The 7,131-nt window shown below is 51.2% G+C and carries 7 protein-coding genes; 5 read left to right on the top strand and 2 right to left on the bottom strand.

The genetic code is table 11. From position 1 onward, the window contains the following. Positions 1 to 59 precede the first annotated feature (59 nt). From FP815_05790 to FP815_05775, 4 genes are all read left to right on the top strand, one after another. Positions 60 to 464: a hypothetical protein gene (locus FP815_05790; GenBank protein ID MBA3014449.1), complete on the top strand. Its 405-nt coding sequence runs from the start codon at positions 60 to 62 to the stop codon at positions 462 to 464. After that, positions 461 to 1,468 (top strand): glycyl-radical enzyme activating protein, encoded by a 1,008-nt coding sequence (locus FP815_05785; GenBank protein ID MBA3014448.1) that lies wholly within the window; start codon positions 461 to 463, stop codon positions 1,466 to 1,468. Before FP815_05790 ends, FP815_05785 begins: the two co-directional genes overlap by 4 nt. Continuing rightward, on the top strand, positions 1,441 to 2,502 hold the full coding sequence (locus FP815_05780; GenBank protein ID MBA3014447.1) for a hypothetical protein: 1,062 nt from the start codon (positions 1,441 to 1,443) through the stop codon (positions 2,500 to 2,502). Before FP815_05785 ends, FP815_05780 begins: the two co-directional genes overlap by 28 nt. Positions 2,503 to 2,635: 133 nt before the next feature. After that, positions 2,636 to 5,092 (top strand): hypothetical protein, encoded by a 2,457-nt coding sequence (locus tag FP815_05775; protein MBA3014446.1) that lies wholly within the window; start codon positions 2,636 to 2,638, stop codon positions 5,090 to 5,092. 55 nt (positions 5,093 to 5,147) lie between these two features. On the opposite strand, the gene FP815_05770 is transcribed toward FP815_05775, so the two are convergent. Beyond that, positions 5,148 to 5,687: a hypothetical protein gene (locus FP815_05770; protein MBA3014445.1), complete on the bottom strand. Its 540-nt coding sequence runs from the start codon at positions 5,685 to 5,687 to the stop codon at positions 5,148 to 5,150. 58 nt (positions 5,688 to 5,745) lie between these two features. Here FP815_05770 and FP815_05765 point away from each other — a divergent pair, with 58 nt between their 5' ends. Continuing rightward, positions 5,746 to 6,015, top strand: a complete 270-nt coding sequence (locus FP815_05765) for a hypothetical protein (GenBank protein MBA3014444.1) — start codon at positions 5,746 to 5,748, stop codon at positions 6,013 to 6,015. Positions 6,016 to 6,426: 411 nt separating this feature from the next. On the opposite strand, the gene FP815_05760 is transcribed toward FP815_05765, so the two are convergent. Further along, positions 6,427 to 6,852, bottom strand: a complete 426-nt coding sequence (locus tag FP815_05760) for a hypothetical protein (GenBank protein ID MBA3014443.1) — start codon at positions 6,850 to 6,852, stop codon at positions 6,427 to 6,429. Positions 6,853 to 7,131: the final 279 nt, after the last annotated feature.

Here is a 7,131-nt window from a genome sequence, read left to right as displayed (position 1 = left end):
GCCGAGGCCTGTCTCTCCCTGTCAAGAAGCAGACTGGGAACCCTGTGCTGGATGCTCTGATGGGGAGGTTTCAGATCTGCATCGAGAGTGGAGTTGCGGATACGTTCCTTGAGACTCTGCTTAGACTCATGGCCCTCGTGCTGACCTTTGACCATGATTTTCGCAGGAACATCAAAGGATTCAAGGGTCGTTACCTGTTTAAGAGCAAGGACGGCGGCGTGACTGCCGGGGCGATTTTTGAGAACAGTCGTCTCACCGTGTCCAGTGGTGCGGTAGCAAACCCGAACATCACCATTCTATTTAATGATGGCCGCGCACTTATGGACTTTCTGCTCACCCCCAAGCCGGACATCCTGGGCTCCATGCTCCGTCAGGAGATCTCACTGAACGGCAATCTCAACTATCTTTATAAGTTCGCTTATATGGCACGACGACTCCAGCGTATGGCAACGGGACAGGAATGACAGAGGGGCAACCGCTCATCTTCAATATCCACCGACTGGCGATGGACGATGGGCCGGGCCTCAGGAGTACGGTATTTTTCAAGGGCTGTCCCCTGTCCTGTGATTGGTGCCACAATCCAGAGGCTATGAAGACCGGGGCTGAAGTGGCTTTTTTTCCGAAGCTCTGTCTCGGTTGTGGCGCTTGCGAGAAGGCCTGCCCGGAAGGGGCCATTGAGCCGGAAAGGGCAGAGCGGTTGATTCGTGCGCGGTGCACGGGATGCGGCAGGTGTGCTGAGGTGTGTCCGTCAACGGCGTTGCGTCTGGTGGGGATTTATTATCCGGTGCAGGATTTGGTATCCCTGCTCCTCAGAGATAGAATCTATTACCAAGTGTCAGGAGGAGGAGTCACCTTCTCCGGCGGTGAGCCCACCCTGCACCTGGACTATCTGGAGACCGTCCTCGCGACACTCCGCAGCGAGGGCATCCATGCCGCGATTCAGACCTGCGGATATTTTCCCGTGGAAGCCTTTGTCGAAAGGATTTTGCCCCTGGTGGATTTGGTTTTTTTTGATCTGAAGCTATATAATCCTGAAGATCATGCCCGGTTGACTGGCAGGGATAACAGCATGATTTTTGATTCGTTTACGCGCTTGACCCTCGAAGCGAGAGAGAAAATCATTCCCCGCATACCCTTGGTGCCGGGGAGAACCGCTACCCGCGATAATTTGCAGGCGCTGGCGAGCTTTGTCAATGATCATGGGTATGGACGTTGCGATCTTAAGACCTATAATCCGGGTGGTCTCGGGAAACGGCTTGTCATCGGGATGTCGGTCCCAGTGGATCTGCCGGAATCTTTGATGGACGTAAAGAGGGAGGATGAGTTGAGGGAGTTTTTTGCGCAGTCGCTGGCAGGGGAAGAGGTGTGTCGTGCTGAATATTTTTTTCAGCAGGAAGGGAGCAGCAGGAGAGTGGATAAAAGACGAAAAGGAGAAGAGCCATGCAGATCGATTTTCATCATGCGGTAACCTATGTTACAGCCCGTTGCGCAGGTTTTAGTTCTCAAGAGGCGGATATTATCGCCTATGCGGCGCAGTATGTGGACGACTCAACATCCAGCGGTCCAGTTTGGTTCGACAACAAGGCCATGTACCTGCGCTGTAGTTCGGCTCATGGCACCCTGGATCTGCGAAATCTCAAAAATGAGGAGAATCACCTGGTGTGGCTGCCATTCCACTTTTTACCAGGCAACGGTGGTCTGCCTGCCGGTCAAGATCCCACCGGTTCCTTCATTAAAAAGATTGTCTGTCATCCCAACAGTCCGGTGGCCGAAGATATGCTGGAGGCCGCCATCAGCGATCAGGGAAAACCCTTTGCCCTCCACCGTTTGGGCATCACCATGCACGTATATGCTGATACCTGGTCACACCAGGGGTTCGCCGGGGTGCTGCATGAGGTGAACGAGGTGGATAAGCTTATGGAAACAAGTGACAGTGGGGTCTTCAAGGGTGGATTGAAGAAGTTTGTCAGTGGATTTCTGGATGATGCTGTTCCCCCGCTTGGTCATGGTAGGGCTCTGATTTTTCCGGACATGCCTTTTTTGTCGTGGAAGTATACCAATGGGAGAAATGAATTGATCGAGCGGAATAACACCGAGCTGTTCGGCTCGGCCGCTGACAGGATGTGTCGCGCCATGCAGCGCTATCGTCGCCACCGGGACCCTGCGGTGCAAGAGACCGGGCTGTCGCCTTCAGATAAGTCAGTCGCGCGCGAACTTTTTCTCAGCTTCGTTGACAAGGATGGTTACGTACGGCACAAAAAGTGGGTTAAGGCCATTGCCGATGGGGCCTTCAGCTTTGGCAGTGCCTCGATTTCCTACGCTGCGGATGGGCGAAGCTCCTGGAAGGCCGCAGCCCTCGGCACCAGCCAAGACATGCCGGTGTACAGTTACTCGCCGGATTTCCTCCGCTGTGACTGGAAGTTCTTTCACGACGCCCTGCAGCAACACCGTTTGACTGTGTCTCACGACATTCTGCCACGGTACGGTATTTGTGCGGCTTAATCCGTTGTTGCCGTTCCGGGGCCTATCATCTGTGATCCTGGTTGCCATGGGGTAAGAGTCGAAGGCAATGGGTTTGTAAGGTGAAAATCACGAAATAGGGAATGTGGTAAAATAACACATCAAGGAGCAAGGGATGAGCAATTATCTCGATCCGGGGCATTTTCCAGCTGCTACAGCGAATGAACGGCTCGTGCTTGAGCGTGATCTGATGGAGATTATCGGCAAGGAATGGGCAGGCGGGGTGCTGGCCATGCTGGGTCGATTTCAACGTATTTTGGCAGATAATGATCGGCGCGCCGAATGGGAGGCGGTCTTTGCCAAGTTGCGGACCATTTTTCTCTGCGGGAAAATTGTCCCCCTTGATGGGCCGATGATCGGGGTGCCGGTGGCTATCCGGGACAGTGACTACTTCCGGGAGACGGCTAAGTTGTTTGGCCGAGATCGATCTGTGGCGGCCAATATCGAGTGGATGGCTACCTGTTGGAATGTCACCTTTGCGACTACCGGTCTTTGGATGGGCAAAACCTTCGAACCTGTTTCTCGGGAGGTATTTGGCGCCGACTGTGACCACAATGCCGAGGTTATGGCAGGGTATGATCCGGCCACCTCCCGTATCGGCAGAAACTTTTTTAGGGAACCGGCGGACCCAAATCTGCTCCAGGGTATTTCCCTTCCGGTGCTCACCCGTCTTTGGCGGCTTAAGGACCGTCCCTTGGATCAAAACGCCGAGGGCTTTGCCGGCGCCATTCTCGCCCATAACCTGAAGAAAGAGCAGGTCATTCCTTACACCAAGACTGGTGGCATCTTTCTCGCCCAGCCGGGAAACTCGGTGGTGCCGGAAATGAAAGGGAAAGAGGTCTATCAATTAAACTACCGCTGGCCAAGCTTGGATCCGGTCTATCCGATGACGAGACTCATGGATGAACTTGTTCAGATCGCGGACGGCGTCTGGCTTGGGCAGTTGGTCATGGCGACCCGTCATTATAGCCTGGGGACATGCCCTATCTCGCTCTTAGGAGAGCACTCAGCAAAAATCCCATTAGGAGGCGAACCTTATCAACCAGGACGACAGGCGCTCCTTGGTCACCTTAAGGACCTTCTGAGAGGCAAGGGCGATGACGAATACGGATACCAGAACAACGGTTTTTTCCTTATGATCGAGACATCCCTTGCCAAAAAGGCGTATGCCGACGAGGCCTTTCCGCATCTCCGGCCACGGATGGGCGAGAGGGGCTTTAACGAACTCGGCTATCATAACTGTCAGGCGGAAAAGGCCTCGGGCCGTGCCGCTTCGTTGGGTGGGGAGGTAAAAGAGTGGCGGGGAGGGTGGGAAAAGAGCCTTAGGCTTAAGCGCAAATTTACCACTCTCTGCGTGGAGACCTCCCCCAAAGATGATGATGGCGATGTGCACGAACTTCTTCGGGTTGGTGAGTCGGTTTTGCAGATGCTGCACCGGATTCAGCAGGAGATATCCAGTCAGAGTTGCCTGGATGACCATCTGCGCCACTTCGAAAAATTGAACCGCCTATTTCGGTGCGGCATCGCGCCAAGCATTAAGGATGGTCTTTTTCACGGGCAGAGTCGAGGCTACAATCAGCGTTTTGACGCTCCCGAGCCGGTACTGTGGTATGGCAAGGAAGAACCCTGCCAGGGATATGACCATTATCATGGCGCCACCTTGAACCTGCACTTAGGTTTTGGCGACACCTTCCGCGACAACTGGCGGCGCAGACTCAGTGAGGAGAGCGTTTTTCCCGGTGCCCTTGCCTGTCTGCTCCAGAAGAAAGGTGGGGCGCCGAACTTGTTGAACGTTGTGTGGGCTAATATCGGCAGGTTTATTTTCCCATGGGCAGGTAAATCTTTTCAGCGGATCAGTCCCAGAAAGCTCAGCATGTTAGTTGACGAAAGTCCCGATCTGGCAAAGCGCTATCCAGCACGGGTGGCGGAGTTGGCTGCCCATCCGGCGAGCTGGCCCCATTACGATTTAGTGCGACGGAGCCGGGATGGGTATTGGCCCGCGCAGGGTATCTATGCCGCACATCTCGCCGGAGGCACCTGGGACAATGGTATGGCCGAGAGCGACAAGGGGTTCTGGCGCGATGAGGCAGATTGCCGCTGGCTCCAGGGCATGAATTTGCAGGATGATCGCATTCTGCCGGCAGATCCACTATTCGAGGCGCTGGATATGAATTATGGTCCGTTGCTGCCATCCGTCCGTAAGCTGGCCACGGCCTGTCCTTCGCCCTTTGTCCGCCAGGGGTATATGTTCCTCGGCGCTTCGGACAGGAACTCGGTCCTCCCCATGAACAGCAGCGGAGCGCGAACCAAGAACGTTTTTCAGTTCCACTACCGCTTCCCGCTCATTGGTGGTCCGGCACCCATCGGCACCTGTCTCGATGAACTGGTGGAAATTGCGGAGGGACTCTTCCTCGGCCAGCTTATCTATTCCACCTCCCTGTTCACACCCTTCCATTCATCTGTTGATCCGGTCGAGTACCGTTATCAGCTTTTCGGCTACTTCCTTCTGCTTGACGATGACTGGGAGCACCATCGTCAAGCCATCGGCTTGGATGTCAATCGTCAATGGTAGTATAGATTTGGGATTTGGAGTTGATCTATTTCTTGGAATGACACCTTGGGGCTCATTACACGATAACGTTTAACGGCGGTTTCGTTTCATCGGAAGTCATTTCCGTCAGAGACAGCTCCTGAAAGGCTAGGTAATTTGAATAATTGTAGGATGGTGGAAGATTGGATGTAAGAGGAGCATTCTTTGGAGATTCATCTGTGAAAGTCGTGGCAATATTTTGTTCTTTATCATTTGTCTCCTCCGTCTTCATCGTGATGGTGTCGTGAGTCAAGGTGTCTTCTTCAGGTCTTGCGGCAGGCGGCGCTTCGTTTGGCTGGGTGATTTCATCGACACCAATATCTGTGTCACTGCTGTTTGCCATCATTTGTGGGGTCGTGATAGATTCTGACTGATTTTCTACTATGTTCTCTGGGATAGAGGCAGTTGCCGCCGTACTGTCTTGGTCTAAGGTTCCAGGGGTGTTTTCTGGTGCCGGAGATGGGACAGAGGCGCTTATGATTCCATTCGGAGGAGAAAAAAGTTGCTGTGATGGAAGTAACTGGGCGACTTCTACCATTGCGGTAATTGCGCTGGTGGCAGCATGAATCGTATTCATCGCCTCTTGTAAGGACTTTTGGTATTCCGGCGGGAATGAACCGGAGATTGAGGACAAGATGCTGTCGAATGTAGCTATAGCATCTTTAAAGGTAGTATTAGCCGAAGCGAATTTGGCCTCCGCTGTCACGGAAGGAGGTTTCACTGCGGTGGCAACTGTTGATTGGAGCGGAGTTGAGCGCTTGATTATCGTTGGGCGTCTGATAGTCGTGGTGAGGGCATTGCGTTGGGATGGCCGTTTTATCGGTGTGTACCCTGGGATTACCTTGCTCGACCGTGAAGTGGCCGTGGATTTCATAACCGCCATAATCAAATCTCCTGTCAACTGAGTACAGTTATTACGTATTGTATACGTCATGCTGGGGTGCAAAGTGTGCGCCAGGGATTGTTTTGGATTGGTTCTGTGGCTTCTTGATGAAAAAAATAATGTTTTTAGGTAGATGGGAGTTCATGCTGGAGGTGGGAGGAAGCGGGCAGGATACTTATTTCCTGGGAAAAGTGAGATGTTGTTCTATGTGAAAGTTATCTGGGAAATATCTTCCGCTTTGAAAAGTAATTCTCTTTGGGGTTACTCATGTGAAAAGAAGGGTGTGTCTCATCCTAGTTTAAGGATAGCAGAGATTTCGATATCTGCTGGTCGTAAGTGTTGGAGTAGATTTCTGTGTCCATGATCAGGACATTGATGTTATTTCCTGGGGGGCAGCATATGGTGAATTCATCGGAGCTTTCAATGCATGGATTTAGATTGTAATTAAATTGCCCACGCTACGTTGTTGTGCATGTAAGGGCTGAAAGCCTAAGATCTCAAATGACAAGATCAGTTCATCTAATATTTGCGATAGGTTGTCTTTTCCCAGATCTCTGATCGCTTCATAAATAGAAGCTTTTGCTCTCAAGATTTTATCTTGGAACAAGAACATGTTACCATCAACTGATGCTGAATCAATAAATTCATTATCCAGCAAGAATGATAGTTTATCCTGATTTCCATAGGCCAGAATGTTTAATCTTTCTTTTAATGGCTTACGAATAATATTACGAAGAAATTGCTCCCCATGTTTTGTGCTGAATATATTATTGCCATCTTTTATTAAGGTAAGCATCATCATTAAATAGGGTGAATACCTGCGTGTTAATCCTATTTGAGTAATTACTTTATTAGACATGAGGTGGCCGTAGTTTTTAAGGTAGACTTCTGGATGCAATAAAAATTCATTGCTTGTTGATTGTCAAAAAAACTTAAATAACAACAGAAAGTATTCTGTTTAAGATTTGAGAAGGCATCGCAAGTTGCATATTGTGGTAGATCCCAGTCTCCACTTCCTGTTGTGTTGCCTGACAACTACGATAAGGCCCTGCAACTGGGCATTATCCTTTCACCCTTCCCAGCAGTGGAGAGAGTTCCTTTTGCGTATTATAATTTTTACAATCTCGCAAAAAGTCCG

The organism is Desulfobulbaceae bacterium (genome assembly GCA_013792005.1).
Classification (GTDB): Bacteria; Desulfobacterota; Desulfobulbia; order Desulfobulbales; family VMSU01; genus VMSU01.
The sequence above is the reverse complement of the archived record's forward strand: the minus strand, read 5'-3'. Positions and strand labels throughout refer to the sequence as shown.